This is a genomic window from Halorhodospira neutriphila (assembly GCF_016584055.1).
Classification (GTDB): domain Bacteria; phylum Pseudomonadota; class Gammaproteobacteria; order Nitrococcales; family Halorhodospiraceae; genus Halorhodospira; species Halorhodospira neutriphila.
On record NZ_NRSH01000211.1, the window covers coordinates 1 to 2,066 of the forward strand.

The 2,066-nt window shown below is 76.9% G+C and carries 3 protein-coding genes and 1 pseudogene; 3 read left to right on the forward strand and 1 reads right to left on the reverse strand.

Features of this window, described 5'->3' with window-relative positions:
- Nucleotides 1-271, reverse strand: a pseudogene (locus tag CKO13_RS11840) (DNA-processing protein DprA); the annotation flags it as partial.
- 152 nt (nucleotides 272-423) lie between these two features.
- Here CKO13_RS11840 and def point away from each other — a divergent pair.
- From def to CKO13_RS11855, 3 genes are all read left to right on the forward strand, one after another.
- Nucleotides 424-936 (forward strand): peptide deformylase, encoded by a 513-nt coding sequence (gene def, locus CKO13_RS11845; RefSeq protein ID WP_200261292.1) that lies wholly within the window; start codon nucleotides 424-426, stop codon nucleotides 934-936.
- Nucleotides 936-1,871, forward strand: coding sequence for a methionyl-tRNA formyltransferase (gene fmt, locus CKO13_RS11850; RefSeq protein WP_200261294.1), 936 nt, complete (start codon nucleotides 936-938; stop codon nucleotides 1,869-1,871). The genes def and fmt overlap by 1 nt, the downstream gene beginning before the upstream one ends.
- A partial coding sequence (locus CKO13_RS11855; protein WP_338034651.1) for a transcription antitermination factor NusB occupies nucleotides 1,868-2,066 on the forward strand: 199 nt, incomplete at its 3' end. The genes fmt and CKO13_RS11855, both read left to right, overlap by 4 nt.

Below are 2,066 nucleotides of genomic sequence, written 5' to 3' on the forward strand. Positions count from 1 at the left end.
CCGGGTAGTCGGGGTCGCCGCGGGGGATGAGGCGCCGGCCCGGGTCCGCCGCGGCCCACGCGGCGTCGGCCCGGGCGCGCTCCCAGTCCGGGGCGAGGATGCCCTCGACGGTGCGCGGCGGCAGGCCGACGGCGCGCAGCGCGCTGCGCCCGGCGCGGAAGACGCCCGCCGGGTCGCCGAACGCCGCCATGAGGTGGGACCAGGTCTGCGGGCCGACCCCGCTGACCCGCCACAGGGCGAGGCGGCAGAGGGTAGGATCGTCTGTTGCCATGGCACGGTCCGTGTGCGGCTTTCCAATCGAGCAGGGCCAGGATGCCATGGCCTCGCCGGGGCGCGAAGTCACCCCCGCCCAGGGAGGCGGATTCGGCGCGCCCTCGTTGTGCGTTATAATCAATCCTTCCACGAATAGAGGTGCAGAGGGCCATGGCACTGCTCGATATCCTGGTCTACCCCGATCCGCGCCTGCGCGAGCGGGCCGAGCCGGTCGCGCAGGTCGACGACGGGCTGCGGCGGCTCGTCGACGACATGCTCGAGACGATGTACGAGGCCAGCGGCATCGGCCTGGCCTCCGTGCAGGTCGGCGACCCGCGGCGCGTGGTGGTCATCGACGTCTCCGAGGAGCGCAGCCAGCCGCAGGTGCTCATCAACCCGGAGATCCTCGACGCCCGCGGCGAGGCCACGGGCGAGGAGGGGTGCCTCTCCATCCCGGGCTACTACGACGACGTCACCCGGGCGGCGGCGGTCACCTACCGGGCCCTCGACTACCACGGCGAGCCCGTCGAGGGCGAGGCCGAGGGGACCCTCGCCGTGTGCATCCAGCACGAGATCGACCACCTCGAGGGGCGGCTGTTCATCGACTACCTCTCCGAGCTCAAGCGCAAGCGCGTCCGCAAGCGCATGGAGAAGCGCGAGCGCCACGCCGCCGCAGCGGGCTGATGCCGGCACGGGTGCTCTTCGCCGGGACGCCGGATTTCGCCGTGCCGAGCCTCGAGGCCTTGGTGGCCGCCGGCTACCCGCCCCAGGCCGTGTTCACCCAGCCGGACCGCCGCGCGGGGCGCGGCCGGCGGGTGACCGCCCCGCCGGTCAAGCGCGCCGCCGAGCGCCACGGCCTGGCGGTCCACCAGCCCGGGCGCCTCGGCGCCGAGCAGGTCGAGGCCGTCCGCGAGCTCGCCCCGGACCTGATGGTGGTGGTGGCCTACGGCCAGATCCTTCCCAGGGCCCTCCTCGAGGCGCCGCGGCGCGGCTGCGTCAACGTCCACGCCTCGCTGCTGCCGCGCTGGCGCGGCGCCGCCCCCATCCAGCGGGCCCTGCTCGCCGGCGACGAGCGCACGGGCATCACCCTGATGCGCATGGACGAGGGGCTCGATACCGGCCCGATGCTCGCCCAGGCCGCGACCCCGATCGCCCCGGGGGAGACCGCCGGCGGGCTCCACGACCGCCTCGCCCGCCTCGGCGCCGAGCTGCTCGCCGAGCGCCTGCCGGCCATCCTCGCCGGCGAGCTTCCCGAGCAGCCCCAGGAGGAGGCGGGGGCGAGCTACGCGGCCAAGATCACCGCCGACGAGGCGTGGCTCGAGCCTGCCGACCGGCCGGCGGCGGCCCTCGAGCGCCAGGTGCGCGCGCTGACCCCGGTCCCGGGGGCGCGGCTGCGCCTCGCCGGGGTCGAGGTGCGGGTGCGCGCCGCCGAGGTGGCGGCGGGGCAGGGCGGCGACGAGCCGGGCCGGGTGGCGGCCGCCGGGGCGGCCGGCATCGAGGTGGCGACGGCCGCGGAGCGGCTGCGGATCACCCGGCTGCAGCCCGCCGGCGGGCGCGAGCAGCCGGCGGCGGACTACCTCAACGGCCGCCCCCTCCAGCCGGGGGACCCGGCCTGTTGAGCACGCCGCCGCGGGTGATCGCCGTCCGCGTCCTCGAGCGGGTCCTGCAGCGCCACGAGCCCCTCGACGAGGCCCTGGCCCGCTACGCCGGGCAGCTCGCCGAGGCGGACCGCCCCCTGGTGCAGGCCCTGGCCTACGGGGCGCTGCGCTGGCTGCCGCGGCTCGAGGCGCAGGTGGCGGCCCTGACGCCCCGGG

Coding starts and splice junctions, on each gene's coding strand:
- def (WP_200261292.1), top strand. CDS start 424: ATGGCACTGCTCGATATCCTGGTCTACCCCGATCCGCGCCTGCGCGAG.
- fmt (WP_200261294.1), top strand. CDS start 936: ATGCCGGCACGGGTGCTCTTCGCCGGGACGCCGGATTTCGCCGTGCCG.